Annotated in this window: 19 protein-coding genes and 1 pseudogene; 6 read left to right on the forward strand and 14 right to left on the reverse strand. The window is 72.2% G+C overall.

Annotated elements, in window-relative coordinates; all coding sequences use genetic code 11:
* Positions 1 to 88: 88 nt before the first annotated feature.
* Complete coding sequence (locus K7C20_RS15385) at positions 89 to 1510, forward strand: S8 family serine peptidase (RefSeq protein ID WP_246655303.1); 1422 nt, start codon at positions 89 to 91, stop codon at positions 1508 to 1510.
* A gap of 183 nt (positions 1511 to 1693) precedes the next feature.
* On the opposite strand, the gene K7C20_RS15390 is transcribed toward K7C20_RS15385, so the two are convergent.
* The 6 genes from K7C20_RS15390 to rsmI all read right to left on the reverse strand — a co-directional run bounded on the left by K7C20_RS15390 (position 1694) and on the right by rsmI (position 7354).
* Positions 1694 to 2599, reverse strand: coding sequence for a 4-(cytidine 5'-diphospho)-2-C-methyl-D-erythritol kinase (locus tag K7C20_RS15390; protein WP_053209355.1), 906 nt, complete (start codon positions 2597 to 2599; stop codon positions 1694 to 1696).
* A complete protein-coding gene (rsmA, locus tag K7C20_RS15395; protein WP_078953231.1) occupies positions 2596 to 3546 on the reverse strand; it encodes a 16S rRNA (adenine(1518)-N(6)/adenine(1519)-N(6))-dimethyltransferase RsmA in 951 nt (316 codons plus the stop codon). Before rsmA ends, K7C20_RS15390 begins: the two co-directional genes overlap by 4 nt.
* A 22-nt stretch (positions 3547 to 3568) precedes the next feature.
* Positions 3569 to 4723 carry a resuscitation-promoting factor gene (locus tag K7C20_RS15400; protein ID WP_030082598.1) on the reverse strand — a complete coding sequence of 385 codons (1155 nt, stop codon included), beginning with the start codon at positions 4721 to 4723 and terminating at the stop codon, positions 3569 to 3571.
* A 169-nt stretch (positions 4724 to 4892) separates the two neighbouring features.
* Positions 4893 to 5768 (reverse strand): TatD family hydrolase, encoded by an 876-nt coding sequence (locus K7C20_RS15405; protein WP_030082600.1) that lies wholly within the window; start codon positions 5766 to 5768, stop codon positions 4893 to 4895.
* A gap of 33 nt (positions 5769 to 5801) precedes the next feature.
* The gene (locus K7C20_RS15410; RefSeq protein WP_030082602.1) at positions 5802 to 6251 is read right to left on the reverse strand and encodes a hypothetical protein; all 450 of its coding nucleotides are present in this window, start codon (positions 6249 to 6251) and stop codon (positions 5802 to 5804) included.
* A gap of 215 nt (positions 6252 to 6466) precedes the next feature.
* Positions 6467 to 7354, reverse strand: a complete 888-nt coding sequence (gene rsmI, locus K7C20_RS15415) for a 16S rRNA (cytidine(1402)-2'-O)-methyltransferase (protein WP_053209354.1) — start codon at positions 7352 to 7354, stop codon at positions 6467 to 6469.
* A gap of 97 nt (positions 7355 to 7451) precedes the next feature.
* Here rsmI and K7C20_RS15420 point away from each other — a divergent pair, with 97 nt between their 5' ends.
* The 4 genes from K7C20_RS15420 (at position 7452) to K7C20_RS15435 (ending at position 12474) form a co-directional block, all read left to right on the forward strand.
* Positions 7452 to 9182, forward strand: a complete 1731-nt coding sequence (locus tag K7C20_RS15420) for a dolichyl-phosphate-mannose--protein mannosyltransferase (protein WP_030082608.1) — start codon at positions 7452 to 7454, stop codon at positions 9180 to 9182.
* Between the two features lie 187 nt (positions 9183 to 9369).
* Positions 9370 to 11022, forward strand: a complete 1653-nt coding sequence (locus K7C20_RS15425) for a penicillin-binding transpeptidase domain-containing protein (protein ID WP_030082610.1) — start codon at positions 9370 to 9372, stop codon at positions 11020 to 11022.
* Between the two features lie 88 nt (positions 11023 to 11110).
* Positions 11111 to 11626 carry a YbaK/EbsC family protein gene (locus K7C20_RS15430; protein ID WP_030082612.1) on the forward strand — a complete coding sequence of 172 codons (516 nt, stop codon included), beginning with the start codon at positions 11111 to 11113 and terminating at the stop codon, positions 11624 to 11626.
* Positions 11623 to 12474 (forward strand): DMT family transporter, encoded by an 852-nt coding sequence (locus tag K7C20_RS15435; RefSeq protein WP_030082613.1) that lies wholly within the window; start codon positions 11623 to 11625, stop codon positions 12472 to 12474. Before K7C20_RS15430 ends, K7C20_RS15435 begins: the two co-directional genes overlap by 4 nt.
* A gap of 8 nt (positions 12475 to 12482) precedes the next feature.
* On the opposite strand, the gene K7C20_RS15440 is transcribed toward K7C20_RS15435, so the two are convergent.
* From K7C20_RS15440 to K7C20_RS15470, 7 genes and pseudogenes are all read right to left on the reverse strand, one after another.
* Positions 12483 to 13436 carry a TIGR01777 family oxidoreductase gene (locus tag K7C20_RS15440; RefSeq protein WP_030082614.1) on the reverse strand — a complete coding sequence of 318 codons (954 nt, stop codon included), beginning with the start codon at positions 13434 to 13436 and terminating at the stop codon, positions 12483 to 12485.
* Positions 13360 to 13818: an alpha/beta hydrolase gene (locus K7C20_RS15445; RefSeq protein WP_343236131.1), complete on the reverse strand. Its 459-nt coding sequence runs from the start codon at positions 13816 to 13818 to the stop codon at positions 13360 to 13362. The genes K7C20_RS15440 and K7C20_RS15445 overlap by 77 nt, the downstream gene beginning before the upstream one ends.
* Before the next feature lie 22 nt (positions 13819 to 13840).
* Complete coding sequence (locus K7C20_RS15450) at positions 13841 to 15091, reverse strand: serine hydrolase domain-containing protein (RefSeq protein ID WP_209443940.1); 1251 nt, start codon at positions 15089 to 15091, stop codon at positions 13841 to 13843.
* A gap of 142 nt (positions 15092 to 15233) precedes the next feature.
* Entirely contained in the window at positions 15234 to 16007 is a 774-nt protein-coding gene (locus K7C20_RS15455; RefSeq protein WP_030082617.1) for an energy-coupling factor ABC transporter ATP-binding protein, read from the reverse strand.
* A complete protein-coding gene (gene cbiQ, locus K7C20_RS15460) occupies positions 15995 to 16756 on the reverse strand; it encodes a cobalt ECF transporter T component CbiQ (protein WP_030082620.1) in 762 nt (253 codons plus the stop codon). Before cbiQ ends, K7C20_RS15455 begins: the two co-directional genes overlap by 13 nt.
* Before the next feature lies 1 nt (position 16757).
* Positions 16758 to 17885: an energy-coupling factor ABC transporter permease gene (locus K7C20_RS15465; RefSeq protein ID WP_053209352.1), complete on the reverse strand. Its 1128-nt coding sequence runs from the start codon at positions 17883 to 17885 to the stop codon at positions 16758 to 16760.
* Between the two features lie 308 nt (positions 17886 to 18193).
* A pseudogene (locus K7C20_RS15470) lies at positions 18194 to 18562 on the reverse strand (MMPL family transporter); the annotation flags it as partial.
* An 84-nt stretch (positions 18563 to 18646) separates the two neighbouring features.
* On the opposite strand from K7C20_RS15470, the gene K7C20_RS15475 reads away from it, so the two are divergent.
* A complete protein-coding gene (locus K7C20_RS15475) occupies positions 18647 to 21994 on the forward strand; it encodes a S41 family peptidase (protein WP_053209365.1) in 3348 nt (1115 codons plus the stop codon).
* Between the two features lie 667 nt (positions 21995 to 22661).
* On the opposite strand, the gene K7C20_RS15480 is transcribed toward K7C20_RS15475, so the two are convergent.
* Positions 22662 to 22925, reverse strand: coding sequence for a hypothetical protein (locus K7C20_RS15480; protein ID WP_030082632.1), 264 nt, complete (start codon positions 22923 to 22925; stop codon positions 22662 to 22664).
* Between the last annotated feature and the right edge of the window lie 92 nt (positions 22926 to 23017).

Below are 23017 nucleotides of genomic sequence, written 5' to 3' on the forward strand. Positions count from 1 at the left end.
CACCAGCAGGGGCCCAGCGGAAACGCCTGGGCCTCACCGGCGCAAGGAAGGTATGAGGGGGATGAACTTCACGCGCACGCTGCGTGTGGTGGGCGGCGCGATGGTGGTGGGGGCACTGCTCTTCGGCACCGCGCCGGTTGCTTCGGCAGACCAGATCAGGCATGACCAGTGGCCGTTGAGGTCCTTCGGGGCTGACGACGTGTGGAAGGTCTCCACAGGCAAGGGCGTCACGGTGGCCGTCATCGACGACCCTGTAGATGGCAGCCACCCTGACCTCAAGGGAAACGTGCTTCCCGGAAGAAGCTTCCTCATCAGTGAGAGGGGAGCAGGAACGGCAGATTCTCCTTATGACGAGCGGGAGCACGGCACCGCCATGGCTTCGCTCATCGCCGGCCATGGGCACGGGCCCGGAGGGTCGGCAGGCGTAAAGGGACTGGCTCCTGACGCCAAGATCCTCCCTGTGGGGATTGACATCGGAGATGGCGAGTCCCCCGGAAGTGACGACGTGTCATACGCTGCACCCTTGAGATATGCCGTGGACCACGGCGCGAAGGTCGTCAACATGTCTTTCGAGTCCTACTCGGAGACATCAGCTGCTGAAAAGGCAGCTGTCGCCTACGCCCGGAAGCGCGATGTGCTGGTCGTCGCGGCGTCAGGAAATTCTCACTCCGACATTCCTCGCGTTCCTGCTGCCGTGCCCGGAGTCCTTGCCGTGGGCGCAGTGGACATCGACCTGACGGTCTGGAAGTACTCCAACCACGGGTCGCATATCAAGCTGCTGGCCCCAGGGGTTCATGTGCGCTCCGCGGGCGTCGAGGACCCGTACAGGCTGGCCAACGGCACGTCGGACTCCGCAGCGTACGTGTCCGCCGCTGCGGCTCTCCTCCGCTCCAAGTTCCCTGACCTGACCGCCGGCCAGATCGCCAACCGCCTGGTGAAGACCGCCGGTCTGCCGGATGCCATGAAGGGCAAGAAGCTTCCCGACCCCCGGTACGGCTACGGCTTCATCAAGCCGTTCAAGGCACTGACCGCAGACATTCCCGCAGGCTCGGAGAACGGGCCGCTGCCTGCTCTCAGCGAGAGCGCGCCCGAGGTGCCGGCCAAGAGCAAGAGCAGCGGCGGTAATTACGAGCCCAAGGGCAACAAGGTCGCCATCATCAGCACCATCGGCGGTGTGGTCGTCCTCCTCATCGTCATCGTGGTTGTTGTCACGGTGACCGTGAAGAAGAAGCGCCGTAATGCACCACCTCCGGGTGGTCCTGGCGGTTATGGCGGTCCCGGTGGGCCGGGCGTCCCCGGCGGTTTTGCGCCGCAGCCTCCCGGTGGTTTCGTGCCGCAGCCTCCCGGTCCTTACCAGCAGCAGCCCGGCGCACCGGGCACCTACCCGCCCGGCCCCTACCAGCAGCAGCCGGGGGCGCCGGGCGCCTACCCGCCTGGTCCTTACCAGCAGCAGCCAGGGGCGCCCGCTTCGTTCCCGCCGGCACCGCCCACCCCGCCGCCAGGCCGGTAGCGCACCGCCGTAGCGAAGACGGCAGAGGCACCAGCCTGTACAAAGGCTGTCGGCCCCAACCTGCCCGGACTGCGTTCAGTCCGGGGCTTTCCGATCCCGTGTAGGGCCTGAACGCACGTAGCCGCGGGCTGTGACCCCAGGGTGACATCGCTACCACGCCGGTTTCGAGAACAGCCCCAGCCCCTAAAGAACCCGCGCCCCCACCGCCGGCGCCTCCGCCACCCGCACCTGGCGGCAGGTCCCCGACGCCAGCAGTGCCGACGCGACGGCCTCTGCCGCCTCCGCATCCTTGACCAGGAAAGCGGTGGTCGGCCCCGAGCCGGAGACCAGCGCGGCCAGCGCACCGGCCGCGGTGCCTGCCTCCAAGGTCGCGGTCAGCGACGGCCGCAGGGAGAGGGCGGCGGGCTGGAGGTCGTTGGTCAGGGCCGCGGCCAGCACGGTGGCGTCGCCGGACTCCAGCGCGGCCAGCAGTTCCGGGGCCGCCTCCGGCTCCGGCACGTCCGTCCCGGCCGTCAGCCGGTCGAACTCGCCGTAGACGGCCGGGGTGGACAGGCCGCCGTCGGCGACCGCGAAGACCCAGTGGAAGGTGCCGCCGACAGCCAGCGGGGTCAGCAGTTCGCCGCGGCCGCGGCCCAGCGCCGCGCCGCCGACCAGGCTGAACGGCACATCGCTGCCCAACTCGGCGCAGATGTCGAGGAGTTCCTCGCGCGAGGCGCCGGTGGACCAGAGTGCGTCGCAGGCCAGCAGGGCGCCGGCGGCGTCCGCGCTGCCGCCCGCCATGCCGCCCGCGACGGGGATGTCCTTGGTGATGTGGAGGTGGACGTGCGGCTCGATGCCGTGGCGGGCTGCGAGGAGTTCGGCGGCGCGGGCGGCCAGGTTCGTCCGGTCCAGGGGGATCTGGTCGACGTCGTGGCCCTCGGCGGTGATCCGCAGGGACTCGGCGGGGGTCGCGGTGACCTCGTCGTAGAGGCCGACGGCGAGGAAGACGTTGGCCAGGTCGTGGAATCCGTCCGGGCGGGCGGCGCCGACGGCCAGCTGGACGTTGACCTTCGCCGGTACCCGGACGGTGATCGAGGTGGTGGTCGTCATGCCTGCTCTCCCCCTGATGTCTGCTCTCCCCCTGAGGCGCGCTCTCCCCGTGACTGCCGGATGCCGGGCGCCCCGCCCGGTCCCTTGTGCTCGGCGATCCGCGCGAACTCCTCGACGGTCAGCGCCTCGCCGCGGGCCTGCGGCGAGACACCTGCGGCGACCAGCGCGGTCTCCGCGGCGGCGGCCGATCCGGCCCACCCCGACAGCGCGGCCCGCAGCGTCTTGCGGCGCTGGGCGAAGGCCGCGTCGACGACGGCGAAGACCTCCTCGCGGCTCGCCGAGGTCTCGATCGGCTTGTCGCGGCGTACGAGGGAGACCAGGCCGGAGTCGACGTTGGGCGCGGGCCAGAAGACGTTGCGGCCGATGGCGCCGGCCCGCTTGACCTCCGCGTACCAATTGGCCTTCACCGACGGCACGCCGTAGACCTTGTTGCCGGGGCGGGCGGCCAGCCGGTCGGCGACCTCGGACTGCACCATGACCAGGGTGCGGTCGATGGTGGGGAAGGTCGCGAGCATGTGCAGCAGTACCGGCACGGCGACGTTGTAGGGGAGGTTGGCGACCAGCGCGGTGGGCGCGGGGCCCGGCAGCTCGGTGACCTGCATGGCGTCCCTGTGCACCAGCGCGAAACGGTCGGCGCGCTCGGGCATCCGGGCCGCGACGGTGGACGGCAGCGCGGCAGCCAGCACCTCGTCGATCTCGACGGCGGTGACCCGGTCGGCGGCCTCCAGCAGCCCCAGGGTCAGCGAGCCGAGGCCGGGGCCGATCTCGACGACGACATCGTCGGGCCGTACCCCGGCGGTCCGCACGATCCGGCGGACGGTGTTCGCGTCGATGACGAAGTTCTGGCCGCGCTGCTTGGTGGGCCGGACGCCCAGCGCGGCGGCCAGCTCGCGGATGTCGGCGGCGCCCAGGAGGGGACCGGGTTCGTCGGTGGTGCTCTTGCTCATGCCAAAGCCTCGCTGCGCTCGTTCACCCGTGAAGCTTACGGCCGCAGACCGGCCACGGGCTCGCCCCCCGTCTGATGTAGAGCTTCTTGGCCCGGAAGGTCTGTTCCCGGGGGGAGGCGTCCTGGGGGCGGCCGCGGCCGCCGAGGGCCCGCCAGGTGGCGGCGTCGAACTGGTAGAGCCCGCCGTAGGTGCCCGACGCATCGACGGCGTGCGGCCGCCCGCCCGTCTCGCACTGCGCCAGCGCATGCCAGGCGAGATGGTCGGCGCCGCGCACGGAGGTGGGCAGCACCATGGTGCCGAGGTGCACGATCTGCGGACGGGGCGCGTGCACGACCTTGCTGTGCAGCCGCTTCGGCTTCTGCCGGACGCCGTTGACGGTGCGCACCCGATAGGTGACCCGCCGCACACCGGGTCGCCCCTGCTGGACGACCGACTGGACGCCGCGAGCCAGATGCGGATCGGCCCGCAGGATCGTGCGGAAGGGGAGGCGCTCCTCGCGGACCTCCTTGGAGCCGGTGATGCGCATCACGGAGATGGTCTGGCCCTCGCGCGGGAAGCTGTCCGGCGCCACCGAAGTGGTGTCCTGGTCGCGCAGCGCGAGGCCGGCCTCGGCCAGCGCCTCGCGGACGGTGGCCGCGTTGGTGCGCACCCGGTACTGGCGGCCGTCGGCGACGATGACCACCGAGCGTTCGGTGCGTACCGCCAGTTCCATGCCGTGCTGCTCGATCCGCCGGGAGCGGGAGGCCGACAGAACGGCGCCCTCGGCGCGCACGCCGAGCTGGTGGAGTGCCCCGGCGACGGTGTCCGCGGTGGTCCACACCTGGCGGCGCTGTCCGTCGATGGTCAGCACGACCGGGCGGCCGTGCCGGACGACGACCTCGTCGCCGGTGCTCAGTCCGGTGCCGGGGGCGGGCGCGACGAGGTCGTGTGCGCCGATGTCGAGATGCTCGTCGGCCAGCAGGTCCTCGACGTCGTCGGCGAAGGTGTGCAGGGTGCGCGGGGTGCCGTCGACGGTGAGCCGGACCGCCTTGTCGTGCGCGATGAAGGCGGTGGTGCCGCCGGCGAGGAACGCGACGACCATGGCCCGGGGCAGCAGCCGGCGCAGCGCTTCGGGCCGTTCGGCGCGGCGTCTACGACGGCCGCGCGCGGCGCGGTGGCTGCTCTGCGAATGACTCACGGCGCGCTCCACATGCCACGGGATGCGGTTGACGGCCGGAATGTAGCGGAGTGAGGGTGACTCTCCAAAGTCGGTTCGCTACGGACAGTGGTCGGATCGTGGGTGTTGACGGGCTTTGCGGGCGGCGCCGGAGGCCCGTCAGCGGCTGGTCGGGGCGGCTTCGGCGCGCTCAGTAACCGAAGACCCGCGCCGTGTTCGCGGCGATGGCGGTGGCCAGTGCGTCCTCGGTCACGGCCTTGACCTCCGCCATCGCCCGCAGCGTGACCGGAATGAGGTACGGGGCGTTGGCCCGTCCGCGGTAAGGGGCGGGAGTCAGGAAAGGGGCGTCGGTCTCGACGAGGACCAGCTCGGGCGGGGCGACGGCGAGGGCGTCGCGCAGCGGCTGGGCGTTCTTGAACGTGACGTTGCCGGCGAAGGACATGAAGTAGCCGGCGTCGGCGCAGATCTTGGCCATCGCGGCGTCGCCGGAGTAGCAGTGGAAGACGACCCGTTCGGGGGCGCCCTCCTCGCGCAGGATCCGCAGGACGTCGTCGTGCGCCTCGCGGTCGTGGATGACCAGGGCCTTGCCGTGCCGCTTGGCGATCTCGATATGCGCACGGAACGAGCGCTCCTGGGCGGCCATGCCCTCGGGCCCGGTACGGAAGTAGTCCAGACCGGTCTCGCCGACGCCGCGGACCTGCGGCAGCGCGGCCAGCTCGTCGATCACGGCGAGCGCGGCATCCAGGGAACTGTCACCGCCGGGCTCCCGCGCCCCCTGCCGTGACCAGCCGTCCGGATCGCCGAGTACCACCCGGGGCGCTTCGTTGGGGTGCAGCGCGACGGTGGCGTGCACGCTCTCGTGGGCGGCCGCGGTCTCCGCGGCCCACCGCGAACCGGCCAGGTCGCAGCCCACCTGGACGACGGTGGTCACGCCGACGGAGGCGGCCTTGGCGAGCGCCTCCTCGACCGTGCCCTCCTGCATGTCCAGATGGGTGTGCGAATCCGCGACCGCCACCCGAAGCGGTTCGGGCAGCGGCGGCGGGGTGTTCTTGTCCTGCGGTGCCATGGCCGCGATCCTACGAGGAACCCGGCGCGGACCTCACTTGCGGTGGTGCTGGAAGGGGTGCAGCAGGTCGGAGAGGTGCCAGTGGTGGCGCCCGGGGTCCTCCTCGGGGGTGCTGCCCGCGCGGTCCGCCCCGAGGACCGGTTCACTCTTCTTCCCGCTGCCGGGCCGGCGCTGGTGCATGCTCGCGATCGCGTCGGAGACCATCGAGACCTGGCCGGAGCGCATGATGCGTACGACGTTGCTGCCGCAGTTCAGGCAGGTGGGGCAGGTCAGCGGGGACGGGACCCGCTCGGCGCCCGCGTAGTAGACGACGTGCATCTGGCCCTTGCCGTCGACCTCGTGGACTATCTCGTACGCCTGCTCCCAGCCGTGGCCGCACCTCATGCAGGCGAAGGCGTAGGCCTCGTGTGCGGCGGCGTCGGGCCGGGGGACGGGGTGGTCTCCGCTGGTGGTGGCTCCAGTGGTCTTGGCGATCTCGCTCATGTGCGCGCTCCTCTTGTCCGCTGGACAAGGTCTCCGGGAACCGTTCGTCCCTCGTCCAGTGGACGCCTTCAGCGGCGACGACGCAGCAGTTCAGCGAGGGTATTGGCGCAGATTTGGCCAGCGGTAGGAAAATCACCCCATGCGCCGACCTGCGCTTTACCTTGCCGGTCAGCCATTTACCTTCTGATGAGTCGCTTTTCGCCCGGGGCGGCGCATCAATCCCGCGCCGGGTCCTTCGGGGCGCTCTTCGCGGAGCCCTTGGCGGCGTTCTTCGCCGCGACCACCGCGTCGAAGACCTCCCGCTTGGGCAGTCCGGCGTCCGCGGCGACCGCGGCAATGGCTTCCTTGCGGCGCTCCCCGGCCTCCTCGCGGACCTGCACCCGGCGCACCAGCTCGTCGGCGTCCAGATCCTGCGGCCCGCTCTCCGGGGCCCCCTCGACCACGATGGTGATCTCGCCGCGCACCCCCTCGGCCGCCCAGGGCACGAGTTCGCCCAGCGGCCCGCGCTTGACCTCCTCGTACGTCTTGGTCAGCTCGCGGCAGACCGCGGCGCGCCGGTCGGCACCGAAGATCTCGGCCATCGCGGCGAGGGTGTCGTCCAGGCGGTGCGGTGCCTCGAAGTAGACGAGGGTGCGCCGCTCGTCGGCGACCTCGCGCAGCCGCGAGCGCCGCTCGCCGCCCTTGCGGGGCGGGAAACCCTCGAAGCAGAAGCGGTCCACGGGCAGACCGGAGACGGCCAGCGCGGTGAGCACCGCGCTGGGGCCCGGTACGGCGGTGACCTTGATGCCGCGTTCGACCGCCGCGGCGACCAGCCGGTAGCCGGGGTCGGAGACGGAGGGCATCCCCGCGTCCGTGACCAGCAGCACCCGCGCCCCGCCGGCCAGCGCGTCGGCCAGCTCGGGCGTCCTGGCCGCCTCGTTGCCCTCGAAGTACGACACGACCCGGCCGGACGGCTGCACCTCCAGCGCCTGGGTCAGCCGGCGCAGCCGCCGGGTGTCCTCGGCGGCGATCACATCGGCGGCGGCCAGCTCGGTGGCGAGCCGCGGCGGCGCGTCCGCGATCTCACCGATGGGCGTCCCTGCAAGTACCAGCAATCCAGTCACCTCCCCATCCTCCCAGGACACCGCCGCACGCCGATCCGTCGGTATCGCCTGGTGGCGCTCCCCACCGGTCCACAGGCGGCTTCCCTACGATGGCCCGGTGACGAGTGACACCACCGCGACCGACGCCGCCGCGCGGCCTGCCCCGGAGCTGGCCGACCAGCCCCCCGTGTGGCAGCGGCGACTGCGCCGCTTCGGATATCCCGTCCGCTCGCAGGGCGATGTCCGCGCGCGGCTGGTGCCCGCCTTCCCCGAGCCGAGCGGACGCCTGTGGGCGGTGTTCGGCGCGGGCCCGGACGCCGCGGCCCGGCTGGCACGCCGGTCGGGCTGGGCCGGTCCGCTGCTGGTGACGCTGTTCGCGGGGGTGCTGCGGTTCTGGAACCTGGGCAGCCCGCGGAAGGTGATATTCGACGAGACGTACTACCCCAAGGACGCCTGGTCGCTGCTCCAGTACGGCTACGAGGGCACCTGGGCCAAGAACGCCAATGACGCGCTGGTCGGGCATCCGCCGCAGCTGCTGCTCTCGCCCGAGCACTCGTATGTCGTCCACCCGCCGATGGGCAAGTGGCTGGTCGCGCTCGGCGAGTGGGCGTTCGGGATGAACCCCTTCGGCTGGCGTTTCATGGTGGCGCTGCTCGGCACCCTCTCGGTGCTGCTGGTCTGTCGTATCGGCCGCCGGATGATGCGGTCGACGGCGCTGGGCTGCCTGGCGGGCACCCTGCTGGCGGTGGACGGTCTGCACTTCGTGATGAGCCGGACCGCGCTGCTCGATCTGATCGTGATGTTCTGGGTGGTGGCCGCGTTCGGTGCGCTGCTGGTGGACCGGGACCGCACCAGAGCCCGGCTGGCGGCGGCGCTGCCGCTCGGCCCGGACGGTGTGGCCCGCCCGGACGAGAAGGTCGGTGACCGGCTGCGGCTGGGGTGGCGGCCGTGGCGGATCGTGGCCGGGCTCTGCCTGGGCCTGTCCGCCGCGACGAAGTGGAACGGCCTCTACTACCTCGCGGCCTTCGCCCTGATGGCGGTGCTGTGGGATGTCGCGGCACGCCGTACGGCAGGCGCCCGGCGCCCGTTCCGCTCGGCCCTGCGCCGCGATGTCCTGCCCGCTTTCGGGGCCACGGTCGTCGTCGCCCTCGCCACGTATCTCGCGTCGTGGTCGGGCTGGATCGCCACCAAGGGCGGCTACTACCGCGACTGGGCGACCACACCGGACGGCCGGACGGGCGGCTGGACCTGGCTGCCGGACTGGCTGCGCAGCCTGTGGCACTACCAGACCGAGGTCTACTCCTTCCACACCGGACTGACCACCCCGCACACCTATCAGTCCAACCCCTGGAGCTGGCTCGTCCTGGGCCGCCCGGTCTCGTACTTCTACGAGGACCCCAAGGCCGGCCAGGACGGCTGCACGGCGGCCGAGGGCTGCGCCCGTGAGGTGCTGGCGCTGGGCACCCCGCTGCTGTGGTGGGCGGCCTGCTTCGCGCTCCTCTATGTCCTCTACCGCTGGCTGTTCAAGCGGGACTGGCGGGCCGGGGCGATCGTCTGCGGGGTCGCGGCGGGCTATCTGCCGTGGTTCCTCTACCAGGAGCGGACCATCTTCCTCTTCTACGCGGTGGTGTTCGTCCCGTTCCTGTGTCTGGCGCTGGCGATGATGATCGGCGCGATCATCGGCCCGCCGGGCTCGGCCGAGCGCCGCCGCACGATCGGCGCGGTCGGGGCCGGTGTCCTGGTGCTCCTGATCGTGTGGAATTTCATCTACTTCCATCCGCTCTATACGGGAATGCCGATCCCGAAGTCGGCCTGGCACCACCGGATGTGGTTCGACACCTGGGTGTGAGCGACGGGGCCCGGTACGGCGATCAGGGGCGGTCCGGAGGCAGTTCGACAAGTCTGTAACAGCTGTACAACAGCGCGTCACCGGACCGTGCCCTGATCGAGACTCACGGCCTCCCCGTGTCCCTTAGAGTGCGGTGCACGTTCTTGTGTGCGTATTCAAGGACGAGGCTCTGGGAGGGAATCGTGGCATGCGCCGTGAGGTGAAGTACGGGCTGATCGGCGGATCGGTGGCCCTGGTGGCGGGAGTCGTGGGCGGCTTCACGCTGTTCGGCGGCTCGGACGAGTCCCCGCAGGAGGTCAGATCGGCGGACGGCAAGGCGGGCGACGGCTCGCCCGAGGTGCCGACCGGCCCGGTGTCGGCCAAGGAAGTCCAGACGACGTCACAGGAGTTCCTGACCGCCTGGCAGTCCGGCGACGCGGCCAAGGCGGCCGGACTCACGAACGACCCGGAGAAGTGCAAGGCCGCGCTGCAGTCCCTCGGCAAGCAGGCACGGTTCTCGAAGGTGGCGCTGAAGCCGGGCGCGCCGACCGGCGGCAAGGTGCCGTACACCGTCGCCGCGCAGATCGACTACAAGGGCACCAAGGCGGCGTACTCGTACCGCACCTCCGCGACCGTGCAGCGCGACAAGACCACCGGGAAGCCGCAGATCGCCTGGCAGCCGGCGATGCTGCACCCGGGCCTGGCCAAGGGCGATCAGCTGCGTACGGGCGAGGCCGAGGCGCCGCCGATCAAGGCAGTGGACCGCAACGGCGCCGCGCTGACCCCCGAGGCGCATCCGGCGCTGGCCGGGGTGCTGGACAGCCTGCGGGACAAGTACGGCGACAAGACCGACGGCAAGCCCGGCGTGGAGCTGTTCATCCACCGCGCCAAGAGCGCCAAGCCGGCCGACCAGTTGCCCGACAAGACGCTGAAGGTGCTCTCCAAGGGGACGCCGGGCACCCTCAAGACCACCCTGGACGCCAAGCTCCAGGCGGCGGCCGAGCGCGCGGTCAAGGGCAAGAAGTCCGCCTCCGCGGCCGCGGTCAAGCCCAGCACCGGTGAGATCCTGGCGCTCGCCAACTCCCCGGAAAAGGGCTTCAACATGGCGACGCAGGGGTCGCTCGCCCCCGGCTCGACGATGAAGATCGTGACCGCGGCGATGCTGATGGACAAGGGCATGACCTCGCCGGGCAAGGCGCACCCGTGCCCCAAGTACGTGACGGTCGGCGGCTGGAAGTTCCAGAACCTCGACAAGTCCGAGATCCCGCACGGCACCTTCGCGCAGAGCTTCGCGGCGTCCTGCAACAACGCCTTCATCTCGCAGGCCAAGCACCTCAGCGACGACGATCTGACCAAGGAGGCCCGGGACGTCTTCGGCATCGGCCTGAACTGGCAGACCGGCATCCCCACCTTCGACGGCGCGGTGCCGGTGCAGAGCGACGCCCAGATGGCGGCCTCGCTGATCGGCCAGGGCGGGGTGCGGATGAACCCCCTCAATGTCGCCTCGCTCTCCGCGACCGTCCGCGCCGGCTCGTTCCACCAGCCGTACATCGTCTCGCCCTCGCTGGACAACCGGACGCTCGCCAAGGCGTCCCGCACGATGAAGCCGTCCACCCTCAGCGGTCTGAAGTCGCTGATGAAGCTGACGGCCACCTCCGGTACGGCCGCCGAGGCGATGGCCGGGGTCAGCGGTGACATCGGCGCCAAGACCGGCTCTGCCGAGGTCGACAACCAGAAGAAGCCCAACGCCTGGTTCTCCGCCTACCGCGACGACGTCGCCGCGGCGGCCGTCGTCCCGGCGAGCGGCCACGGCGGCTCCAACGCGGGCCCGGTGGTCCGCGCCATCCTCACCGCCGGCTGACGAGGCCGGGCGCCCCTCGGGGTGCCTCTCGTCTCATCGACCGGATTCCGTTCGCATGGCCCGTACAGCTTTCGCTAGCGTGCGGGCCATGAGCGATTCCCGGTCCGACACCGCCCAGGAAACCACCCCCTCCCCGGCTCACCCCCGCTTCGCCGAAGCGCTCACGGAACTGGGCCTGACCGTCGAGGTCCGCCGCTTCCCCGAGGCCACCCGAACCGCCGCCGAGGCCGCCGCGGCCGTCGGCTGCGACCTCGCCCAGATCGTCAAGTCGCTGATCTTCGCGGTGGACGGGCAGCCGGTGCTGGTGCTCATGGACGGCGCCTCGCGCGTCGACGTGGAACGCGTACGCACGGAACTCGGCGCCACCGAGGTCGGCCGCGCCGACGCCGCCCTCGTCCGCGAGACCACCGGATACGCCATCGGCGGCGTACCGCCCTTCGGCCACCGCACCCGCACCCTCGTGCTGGCCGACCGCGGACTGCTCGCGCACGACACGGTCTGGGCCGCCGCCGGCACCCCGCACGCCGTCTTCCCGCTCGACCCCGCGTCCCTGATCGCGTACGCCCAGGGCCGGATCGTGGACGTGCGCGAGCGCACCGCGTGACCCCGCTCGTCGTCGCGGCCGTCCTGACAGCCGCCCTCACCCACGCCAGCTGGAACGCCATCGCCCACGGCATACGCGACCAGCTCCTGGCCTTCACCCTGGTCGGCGGCGGCGGTGCGCTCTGCGGCCTCGTCGCGGCCTTCTTCACCCCGCTGCCCGCCGCCGGCGCCTGGCCCTACCTCCTGGCCTCCGCCGTGCTGCACATCGTCTACCAGGCCCTGCTGATGCAGTCGTTCCGCCTGGGCGACTTCGGGCAGATGTACCCCATCGCCCGCGGCACCGCGCCCCTGGTCGTCACGGTCCTGGCCGCCGTCTTCGTCCACGAGGTCCCCGACGCCTGGGCCCTGGCCGGTGTCGCCCTGACCTCCGCCGGGCTGGTGGGCGTCGCCCTCTGGGGCATCCGCGGTTCCGGCACCAAGCCGCACTGGCCGGCCATCATCGCCGCCCTCGCCACCGGCCTCGCCATCGCCTCCTACACGACCGTCGACGGCCTGGGTGTACGCGCCTCCGGCAGCTCCCTCGGCTATATCGCCTGGCTGATGATCCTCGAAGGCATCGTGATCCCCGCCTACGCGCTCGCCGTCCGCCGCCGCCGGCTCCTCACCGAACTCCGCCCCTTCGCGCTGCGCGGGCTGGCCGGCGGGGTGCTCTCCGTCTTCGCCTACGGCCTGGTCCTGTGGGCCCAGACCCGCGCCCCGCTCGCCCCCATCGCCGCACTGCGCGAGTCGTCCATCATCGTCGGCGCCGCCATCGGCGCCCTCTTCTTCAAGGAACGCTTCGGCGCCCCCCGTATCGCCGCGGCGGGCCTGATGGTCGTGGGCATCGGCCTGATGCTGCACACCGGCTGAGGGACGGCTCAGCCGGCGGCTCGTGCGCCGCGGACGCGCCGTACCAGGTCGTTCGCGGCCTCCGGCCACGCGTCGTACTCGAAGGCGAACCCCGCTTCGAGCAGCCGGCCGGGTACCACCCGTCGGCTCTTGAGCAGGAGTTCGGTGTCGGAACGCAGCGCGAATGCGCCCAGCTCGGCCATCCACTTGGTGGCCGGCAGCCCCACCGGGACACCCCAGGCGGCCCGCAGCGCACGCATGAACCCGCGCTGCGGCAGCGGAGCGGGGGCGGAGAGATTCACCGGCCCGGTGAGGTCGCCGCGGTCGGTCAGGAACTCGACCGCGCGGACGAAGTCGCGGTCATGTATCCAGGACACATACTGTGCGCCGCCCGCCACCGGGCCGCCGAGCCCCAGCCGCGCCAGCCGCAGCAGGACGTCGAACACCCCGCCGCGATCCGGGCTCATCACCATGGCGGAGCGCAGGGCGACCTTGCGGGTGTCCGGTGTCCTGGCCTGCTCCTGTGCCCGCTCCCAGGCCTCGGCGATCTCGACGCTGTACGCCCAGTAGCCCGGGACGCCGGGCTCCGAGCCGCCGACGACACCGGTCGCCTCGTCGTGCGGGGCGTCGAAGCGGTGGGCGTAGAGGGTGGCGGTGCTCATCTGAAGCCATACGCGGGGCGGGCGGGCGGCCGCGGCGATCGCTTCGCCCACGACCCGGGCGGAGTCCACCCGCGAGCTCATCATCTCCTGGAGGTTGGCCGGGGTGTAGCGGCAACTGACGCTGCGTCCGGCCAGGTTGATCACGACGTCGCTGCCGTCGACCGCCGCCGCCCAGGGGCCGAGCGTCGCACCGTCCCAGTGCACTTCCCCCTCCCGCACCGGACGTCTGGTCAGCACCACGACCTCATGGCCCGCGGCGCTCAGCGCACGGTTCAGGATGTTGCCCACCTGACCGGTTCCGCCGGGTATCACTATCTTCATCGGGCTCCCTCGTCGCGCAACGGACAGTCCTGGTCCCGCTTCCCGTGTGGCCGGGTGCGGGAACATCACACCCGGCCGCCGGCAGATACCGCCCGTCGGCCTCTCGGTTCGAGGGGTAGGCCGTGCCCGGGGGCGGGGTCTTCAGCGTAAGGAGACAGGTGTCGATCGCCTGTACCGGGAGGCGCCCCGACGGGTCCTTGCGGTAGAGCCGGTGGCCCACCCTGTCGACGACGGCGAGCCGTCCCTCCGGGAATTCCTGCGCCCTGCGCCGCGCACCCGCCGGCGGGGCCGCCAGGTCGTGCTTGGCGTTCACCACCAGGACCGGCGGTGCCCCGTAACAGGGGCCCGGCGGCACCCGCCACCAGCAGGGACGCCGCCCCACCGCCTCCCCCGCCGGAGGCGGGTCAGGAACACGGGTCGAGAACAACAGACGAGGTACGGCGGGCTCCCCCGGCAACGTGGGAAACCGCCCGCAACAGCGCCTGCGCCCGAGGATCCGCCGTCACATTCCGCTGCATGCCATTGGTGACATAGCCGAACGCCAGCCCGGTCTCCGGATCGGCGCAGGCCAGCGCGCCCCCGCGGCCGGGGTGGCCGAAGGAACCGGGCGCCAGGAGCGGCGAGGCCGGTCCGTGGAGCATGAAGCCCAGGCCGAACCGCGTCTGCACCAGGAGGGTGCGGTCGAGCCCCGCGGACTCCTCGGTCCGGGCGAGGGTGAGCGTCGCGGGCGCGAAGAGCCGCGGGTGGTCGTCGACGGCCCCGATGAGCGCGGCGTAACAGCGGGCCAGGGAACGGGCGGTGGCGATACCGGCCGAGGCGGGCAGCTCGGCGGCCCGGTACGCGGGGGCGTTCTCGTCGGGCGCCGGAGTGATCGCGGCGAAGGCACGGCTGGTGAGCGAGTCCGGATCGGCGTACGCGTCGGCGACCGACTGCTTGGGGCGGACGCGCAGCCCGGTCGCGGCGGGCGGGGCCGGGGTCCCGACGGAAGCCAGCCGGCCGACGCGGGACTGCTCCGCCTCGGGCAGGCCGATCCACAGATCGAGGCCGAGCGGCCCGGATATCTCCTCGGCGATCCAGCTGCCGAGGGTGCGGCCGGTGACCCGCAGCACCAGCTCGCCGATCAGCCAGCTGTAGGTCTGCGCGTGGTAGCCGTGGTCGGTGCCGGGTTCCCAGGCGGGTGCCTGGGCGGCGAGGGCGGCGGGGCCGCTGACGCCGTCGATGGCCTGTTCCGGGGTGAGCGGGGTGTCCAGGACGGGCAGCCCGGCGCGGTGCGAGAGCAGATGGCGGACGAGTACGCGTTCCTTGCCGGCGGCCTTGAACTCGGGCCAGTACGTGCCGACCGGCGCATCGAGGTCGAGCTGTCCGCGCTGGTGCAGCAGCAGCGGGACGAGGGCGGCGATGCCCTTGGTCGCGGACCGGATCACCTGGGCCGTACCGGCCTCCCAGGGCGCGGTGTCCGCCGCGTCCGGGTCCGTGTCACCGTCCTTCGTGCCGCCCCACAGGTCCACGACCTTGTGTCCGTGCCGGTAGACGGTGACCGCCGCGCCCCGCTCACCGCGCCGCGCGAAGTTGGCCATGAAGGCGTCCCGGACCGGCTCGAAGCCGTCCTCGACCGTGCCCTGGACGTCCACCACTGATTCCTGCTTCCCACTCATCCGTCGCATTCGTGACCCATCCATGGTGCAACGCGCGGATCAGTGCTGATGACCAGGACCGCGGCCCGTGGCGTTCGTCACACGGGAGCGTCACGGGCGCTTCTCACCGGGAGCGTCTCACCGGGAACGGCTCAGCGGCGGGTCATTGCGGAACGTCGACCGACCGCGGATCGAACCCGAAGGGCAGCTCCAGCCGGTGGGTGCGCATCAGTTCCTCGTCGCACAGCAACTCCTGGGTGGTCCCGTCGGCCACGATCACGCCTCCGGAGAGCACGACGGAGCGCGGGCACAGCTCCAGCGCGTACGGCAGATCGTGCGTGACCATCAGGACCGTGACGTCCAACGACCGGAGGATGTCGGCGAGTTCACGGCGGGAGGCCGGGTCGAGATTGGAGGACGGCTCGTCGAGGACCAGGATCTCCGGCCGCATCGCCAGCACGGTCGCGACGGCGACCCGGCGGCGCTGGCCGAAGGAGAGATGGTGCGGCGGCCGGTCGGCGAAGTCCTCCATGCCGACCTGGGTGAGCGCCTCGGTGACCCTCTCCTCCAGTGCGGCGCCGCGCAGCCCGGAGGAGGCCGGACCGAAGGCGACGTCTTCGCGGACGGTGGGCATGAACAGCTGGTCGTCGGGGTCCTGGAAGACGATGCCGACACGGCGGCGGATCTCCGCGAGGTGCGCCTTGGCGACCGGGAGCCCGGCGACCTCGACGCGTCCTGCGCCCGCTTCGAGGATGCCGTTGAGGTGCAGGACGAGGGTGGTCTTGCCGGCCCCGTTGGGCCCGAGCAGGGCGACCCGCTCACCGCGGCCGACGGTGAGGTCGACGCCGAAGAGCGCCTGGTGGCCGTCGGGGTAGGCGTAGGCGAGCCGGGAGACGGCGAGGGAGGGGGCGGGGGCGGTGGTGCTCAAAGGGTCCATCCCAGGAGGCAGACGGCGAGCGCGGCGAGGGGGAGGGCGGCCGCGCGGGTCCATTGTGTGCGGGTGGCGGTGGTCTCGGTCGTCTGGGGCATGGTGCCGGTGTAGCCGCGGCTGACCATGGCCAGGTGGACGCGCTCACCGCGCTCGTAGGAGCGGATGAACAGGGCGCCGGCGGACTTGGCGAGCACACCCCAGTGACGGACGCCGCGCGCTTCGAAGCCTCGGGAGAGCCGGGCGATCCGCATCCGGCGCATCTCGTCGGTGATCACATCGCCGTAGCGGATCATGAAGGACGCGATCTGGACGAGCAGCGGCGGCATCCTCAGCCGCTGGAGGCCCAGCAGGAGTTCGCGCAGTTCGGTGGTGGAGGCGAGCAGCACGGACGCGGCGACGCCCAGCGTCCCCTTGGCCAGGATGTTCCAGGCGCCCCACAGCCCGGACTGGCTCAGGCTCGTCCCGAGGACCGCGACCCGCGGGCCCTCGGCGACGAACGGCATGAGCAGCGCGAAGGCGACGAACGGCACCTCGATCAGCAGCCGCTTGAGCAGGAAGCCGGCCGGGATCCGAGCGGCCCCGGCGGCGGCCGCGATCAGCAGCGCATAGAGCCCGAACGCCCAGAGCGCCTCCCGCGGGGTGGAGACGACGATCAGGACGAAGCAGAACACCGCGGCGATCTTGCAGTGCGCCGGCAGGGCGTGGACCGGCGAATGCCCGTGCCGGTACAGCTTGTGCGCATGGCCGGCCCCCATCTCAGACGTTCTCCGAGGGACGCTCGGCGCCCGTAGCCGGCTGGCCGTCGGCACCGGTGTTCCTGCGGCGGCGCAGGACGACGAACACGCCCGTTCCGACGGCCAGCGTCGCGCCGACCCCGATGACGCCGGCGAGGCCGCCGGCCAGCCGCGGGTTGGTGATGTCCTTGACGCTGTAGTCGGCGAGCGGGGAGTCCTTGGCGGCGTGGTCCTCGGCCTTCGCGTCGATGCCGTGATCGTGGGCGACCTTCTCCAGGCCGTCGGGGCTGGCGGAGGCGTAGTAGCTGACGCCGCCCGCACACACCAGGGCGGCGGCGGCCCCGGCCAGCCAGACGCGACGGGCGGAACGGCGCGGGGCGGCGGGGGCTGCGGACGCGGGAGCGGGAGCGGCGGCCGGTACGGGCTCGCCGGCCGGGGTGGCGAGCGGCGAGGTGCGCAGCTCCAGCGGCTTGGTCAGGCCGCGTGCGCCGTGGACCAGGTCGGGGCGTACGGCGATCACGGCGCCGACCGTCAGGGCGGTGATCGTCGCCTCGCCGATCCCGATCAGCACATGCACGCCCACCATGGCGGTGAAGACCTTGCCGATCGGCACGTCCGCGGTCCCGCCGAGCGCATAGAGGCCGGTGAAGGCCACCGCGGCCGCCGGCACCGAGACCAGCGCGGCGACGAACGAGGCCACGGTGATCGAGCGGCGCCGCCGCGGCAGCACCTTCACCAGCCCCCGGAACAGGGCGTAGGCGACGACGGTCGTCACGATCGCCATATCGGTGATGTTCACGCCCAGCGCGGTCAGCCCGCCGTCGGCGAACAGCACGCCCTGCATGAGCAGCACGACCGAGACGCACAGCACACCGGTGTACGGGCCGACGAGTATCGCCGCCAGCGCACCGCCCAGCAGATGCCCGCTGGTGCCCGCCGCGACCGGGAAGTTCAGCATCTGCACGGCGAAGATGAAGGCGGCGACCAGTCCGGCGAGCGGCGCGGTGCGCTCCGCCCCCGCGACACCGCCCGCTCCCGCACCCTCCAGCTCGCGCCGGGCGCCGCGCAGGCTGACCGCCACCGCGACGGCGGCGACCGCACCGGTCGCGACCGACACCGGCGCATTGATGAATCCATCGGGTACGTGCATCTCAGGCTTCTCCGCTTCAGGCTCTGCAACCCACCAATGGTGGTGCCTCCTGCAAATAAGTTGCAAGAGCGCCCATGATGCGAAACGGCCACGGCGGCCATGCAGGCGGGTCCCACCTGCACCCATTCACCCAAGGGAACAAACGTACGAGCGCGAGGAGTGCGGCGCACCCGGCCGCGCGGTGCACCCGGGGCCCGGCCCCCTCACCCGCACCCGGCCCGGCGACGGCCCCGTCCCCACGGGAGGCCGTCGCCGGGCTCTCTGGCGCGACGTCACATCTGCGTCAGCGCACGCATGGTGGCAACCCGTCAGACGCGCGCCGGTTCGCGTGCGGCGCGCGCGTCCGGTCCGTCGGCGGTGCCGGTGCCGGCGAGCTGCGTACGCAGGCCCTCGCCCTCGACATCCACGTTCGGCAGCAGCTTCCGGAGCCACCGCGGGAGCCACCAGGCGGAGCGGCCCAGCAGCGCCAGGACCGCGGGGACGACGGCCATGCGGACGAGGAAGGCGTCGAAGAAGACGGCGATGGCGAGGCCGAAGCCGATCATCTTGATCATCGAGTCCGAGGAGCCGATGAAGCCGGCGAAGACGCTGATCATGATGACCGCGGCGGCGGTGACCACCCGCGCCCCGTGCCGGAAGCCGGTGACCGAGTTGCCGCCGCGCCCCCGTCCCGAAACGATGGGTACGTGAGCGATGCACCCGAGGACGTCGGGCCGCGCCCGGAGCCGTACCCCGCCAAGCCTCGCGGGCGACTGCGCCGGATGGCGGCCGCGCCGGGCCCGCCGGGACCGTCCGACGGCTCGTATCTGCGCTATCCGCATCTGCACGACGACCTGCTCTGCTTCGCCGCCGAGGACGACCTGTGGATCGCCCCGATCGCCCCGGAGGGCCAGGAGCCGGGCCGTGCCTGGCGGCTGACCGTGGACCGCACCCGCGTCGGCCACCCCCGCTTCTCCCCCGACGGAGCGCACATCGCCTTCACCACCTGGCGCAGCCTCGACCCGGAGGTCCACCTCGCGGCGGTAGACGGCGGCCCGGCCCGCCGGCTGACCTACTGGGGCAGCACCGATGCCCGGGTCTGCGGGTGGTCACCCCCCGACCACGAGGGCCAGGCCCATGTCCTCGCGGTCTCCTCGCACGGCCAGCCGTTCTCGTACTACTCGTGGGCCTACAGCGTGCCCACCGACGGCAGCCCCGGCGGCAAGCTGCCCTGGGGGCCGGTCTCCGACATCGCGGTCGCGGACTTCGAAGGGGAGCGCCGCACCCTGCTGCTGAGCGGAAAGCCGCCGCACGAGCCCGCCTCCTGGAAGCGCTACCGGGGCGGCGCGATGGGCCGCATGTGGCTGCACGGCACCCGGCTGCTGCCGGACCTGCGCGGGCACCTCGACTCGGTGATGTTCGTCGGCGGCCGGGTCGCCTTCCTCTCCGACCACGAGGGCATCGGCAACGTCTACTCCTGTCTGCCCGACAGCACCGATCTGCGCCGGCACACCGACCACGCCGACTTCTACGCCCGGCACGCCTCCAGCGACGGCTCGCGCATCGTCTACCAGTGCGCCGGCGAGCTCTGGCTGATCGACGATCTGAGCCCGGACGCCGTACCGCGCAAGCTGACCGTGCGCCTGGGCGGCCCGCGGGCCGGCCGGCGGACCTACCAGGTCCCGGCGGCCTCGCATGTCACCTCGCTCGCGGTGGACACCACCGGCCGGGCCAGCGCGGTCGGCGTACGCGGCAGCCTGTACTGGCTCACCCATCGCGACGGCCCCGCCCGCACGATCCACGACACCCCGGGCGTACGCGTCCGGCTCCCCGCAATGCTCGGCTCCACCGGCCGGATCGCCTATGTCACGGATGCCGAGGGCGAGGACGCCATCGAGATCACCGACCTGCCGCGGGCGAGCGCGCCGGGCGAACCGCGCCGGCTGGCCGCCGGTGAGCTGGGCCGGGTCCACGAGATGACCTCCGCACCGGACGGCGAACGGCTGGCGGTGGCCTCCAACGACGGCCGGCTGCTGCTGGTGGACGTGGCCCGGCCGGAGGAGGGCACGAGCGAGGAGGAGACGGCCCCCGGCGAGGTCACCGAGCTGATCCGCTCCACCAACGGACCGGTCCGCGACCTGGCGTTCTCCCCCGACTCCCGCTGGCTGACCTGGTCGCACCCGGGCATCGGCCGGACGCTGCGGCAGATCAAGATGGCCCGGCTGGCCGACCGGCACATCCTGGACGTCACCAACGGCCGCTTCGAGGACGAGCAGCCGGTCTTCACCCGCGACGGCCGCTATCTGGCGTTCCTGTCCTGGCGCGGCTTCGACCCGGTCTACGACGTGCACACCGGCGATCTGTCGTTCCCGCTGGGCTGCCGCCCCTATCTCGTACCGCTGTCGTCGGCGACCCCCTCCCCCTTCGCGCTCTCCCCGGAGGGACGGCCCGCGGCGGGCGGTCTGGACCCGGACGAGATTCCGCCGCCGTCGGGCGAGGGGCCCGTGCTGGTGGAGGTGGAGGGGCTGGAGAACCGCGTCACCCCGTTCCCCGTGGCGGCGTCCAAGTACTCCTCCCTGGAGCCGGTCAGCGGCGGCGGGCTGGTCTGGCTGCGCTGGCCGATCTCCGGCGCGCTGGGCGAGACCTTCGCCAACCCGGCCGACACCTCGGGCCGGCCCACCCTCGAACACTTCGACCTGACCAAGGCGCGGCGCACCGAACTCACCAGCTCCCTCGACGAGTTCGCGCTCAGCGGCGACGGCTCCCGGCTGGTCGTCAACGACGAGGGCGAGCTGCGTGCGGTACCGGCGACCGAACAGCCGGACAGCGACTCCACGGTCTTCCTGGACCTGCGGCGCATCCTGCACGATGTCGATCCGGTGGCGGAGTGGCACCAGGCGTTCGAGGAGGCGGGCCGGATCACCCGGGCGTACTTCTGGGAGCCGCAGATGTGCGGCATCGACTGGGACGCGGTACTGGCGCAGTACCGGCCGTTGCTGGACCGGGTCGCCTCCCCGGACGAGTTCGCCGATCTGCTGCGCGAGGTGATGGGCGAACTGGGGACCTCGCACGCCTATGTCGTCGGCGCCCGGCGCAACGAGGGACCGCCGCACTACCAGCGCGCCATGGGACTGCTCGGCGCCAACCTCGTCTGCCGGGACGGCCGTTGGGTGGTCACCCGGATCCTGCCCGGCGAGTCCTCGGACTCCAAGGCCCGCTCCCCGCTGGCCGGTACGGGCATCCGCGAGGGGGCGGCGCTCACCCATGTCGACGGCCGCCCGGTGGACCCGGTGGCCGGGCCGTATCCGCTGCTCGCCGCGGCCGGCGGCACGACCGTGGAGCTCACCTTCTCCCCGCCGGAGGGCGACGGCCCGCCCCGCCGGGTCGCGGTGGTCCCGCTGGTCGACGAGCGGCCGCTGCGCTACCAGGACTGGGTGGCCAAACGACGCGCGGTGGTCCGGAAGTTGAGCGGCGGCCGGTGCGGCTATCTGCACATCCCCGACATGGGCGGCTCCGGCTGGGCGCAGTTCAACCGCGATCTGCGGATGGAGGTCTCCCGGCCCGCGCTGATCGTGGACGTACGGGGCAACGCGGGCGGCAATATCTCCGAGCTGGTGATCGAGAAGCTGACCCGCACCATCATGGGCTGGGACCTGACCCGCGACGCCGAGCCCGTCTCGTACACCAGCAACGCGCCGCGCGGCCCGGTCGTGGCGGTCGCCGACGAGATGACCTCGTCCGACGGCGACATGATCACCGCGGCCTTCAAACTGCTGGGCCTGGGCCCGGTGGTCGGCATGCGCACCTGGGGCGGGGTGGTCGGGATGACCGGCCGGCACCGGCTCGCCGACGGCACCGCGATCACCGTCCCGATGAACGCCGCATGGTTCCGGCTCTACGGCTGGGGCGTGGAGAACCACGGCGTCGAGGTCGACATCGAGGCGCTGCGCTCCCCGCTGCACTGGGCCGAGGGCCGGCACCCCCAACTGGGCGTCGCGGTGCGGACGGTGCTGGAGCTGCTGGAGCGGCATCCGGCGGCGACGCCTCCGGACCTGTCGGACGCGCCGGACCGGCGGCGGCCCGCGCTGCCACCGCGGAGCGACGGCACGGCGGAGGCGCCCGGGGCCTGAACCGGCCACCGGACCGGTCTGGTTGAGGCGGGATCCACCGGCCGGGGCACGTCACGGCGGGACGGGCCGGGGCGAGTCACGGCGGGACGGGCCGGGGCGAGTCACGGCGGGACGGGCCGGGGCGAGTCACGGCGGGACCACTGGCCCGGTCGGGTCACGACGGGACGGCCTGAAACCGGTCAACTGCGCACACCTCACGGGTCGCTGCGTCATCTGGCGGAAGGTCAGCCAGGCGCGGTCACAACACCCTCTCCGCAGCCCCTCCCCCTCTCGCGGAGGGCCTCGCCGTAGCCTGCCCTGATCAGACCGGCACCCCCTCCGACCTGCCCGGACACCCGGATCCCGGTCCGGGGCGGCGGAGCGCGTCGCTGTCACGTGGTCATTACATGGGGGTCGTATTCTTCCCGGCCGGGGCACCCGCCGCAGCTGGACTGGCCCCGCCAACACCCCCCACCCGGCCCACATCAAGAACCTCTTCGCCAAGGCCGAGCAGTACGGCCGGCCGACGAAGCTCAAGGTCACCGGCTGAACGTGCGGCGCCGGCCGGCCTCGTAGGCACGGCGGCCGGGAAGCACGGCAAAACTGGTGGGGCGCACCCGGTCGACCGGGTGCGCCCCTTCACGCATGACGCGTACGCCGTCGCGCGTGTTGTTCAGGACGAGCCACGTCAGCTCTGGAAGCGGCCCTCGGCGGCGTCCATCGCGTCCTGGGCGGGGCGGTTGCCCTGCTGGCCACGCTCACGCGGCTGCTGGCCACGCTCCTGGCCACCCTGGCGACGGTCGCGGTCCTGGTCCGGGCGCTGACCGCCGCGCTCCTGGTCCTGACGCTGACCGCCGCGCTCGTGACCCTGCTCGCGGGCGTCGCCCGCGGCCTTGTGCGCCTGGTTCTTGAGCTCGTTGGCCTTGTCCTGGAACTGGTCCTTGATGCCCATGCTGTTCACTCCTAGTGGGGTGTAGGGGGGTTGGGCCCCGTTCAGCGTGACACGCCCGGACATTGCTCGCATTTCGATCACGGTTGACTACG

The sequence above is a fragment of the Streptomyces decoyicus genome, assembly GCF_019880305.1.
Lineage (GTDB): Bacteria > Actinomycetota > Actinomycetes > Streptomycetales > Streptomycetaceae > Streptomyces > Streptomyces decoyicus.